This window comes from Undibacterium sp. Di27W (assembly GCF_049340345.1).
In the GTDB taxonomy this organism is placed as follows: Bacteria; Pseudomonadota; Gammaproteobacteria; order Burkholderiales; family Burkholderiaceae_D; genus Undibacterium.
This window is the reverse complement of record NZ_JBMPOS010000091.1, coordinates 1-595: the sequence shown is the minus strand read 5'-3', so window position 1 is coordinate 595 and position 595 is coordinate 1. Positions and strand designations below refer to the sequence as shown.

The following is a 595-nucleotide window of genomic DNA, read 5'->3' as shown; positions in this document are numbered from 1 at the left end:
GCAAGCACCAAAGCCGCTTAACCCAGATGGATGATCAGATTCTGGCGCTCTATGCCAAAGGCTTAAGCACCCGGGAAATCGTCGACGCGTTCAAGGAAATGTATGACGCCGACGTATCAGCCACCCTAGTCTCCAAAGTCACAGAACGGGTACTGGAACAAATTACACAGTGGCAAGCCCGTCCTCTGGATGCGGTTTATCCCATCGTCTATCTGGACTGCATCGTCATCAAGATCCGTGACAACATGCGCGTCATCAACAAGGCCGTCTATCTGGCATTGGGTGTAAATATGGAGGGCCACAAAGATTTGCTGGGTCTATGGATGTCGGAGAATGAAGGCGCCAAGTTCTGGCTATCCGTCCTGACAGAACTCAAAAGCCGGGGCGTGCAGGATATTCTGATAGCCTGTGTCGATGGCTTGAAAGGCTTCCCTGAGGCTATTGCTGCCGAATACCCACAGACCCGTATCAGCTCTGCATAGTGCACATGGTGCGCAACAGCCTGAAATATGTCTCCTGGAAAGACTACAGAGAAGTCACTGCCGATTTAAAGCGCATCTACCAGTCTGCCACTGAAGAGCAGGCACTGGCAGAA

1 pseudogene is annotated in these 595 nt (G+C 51.8%); it reads left to right on the top strand.

From position 1 onward, the window contains the following. Nucleotides 1-595: pseudogene (locus ACO0LF_RS31425) on the top strand (IS256 family transposase); the annotation flags it as partial.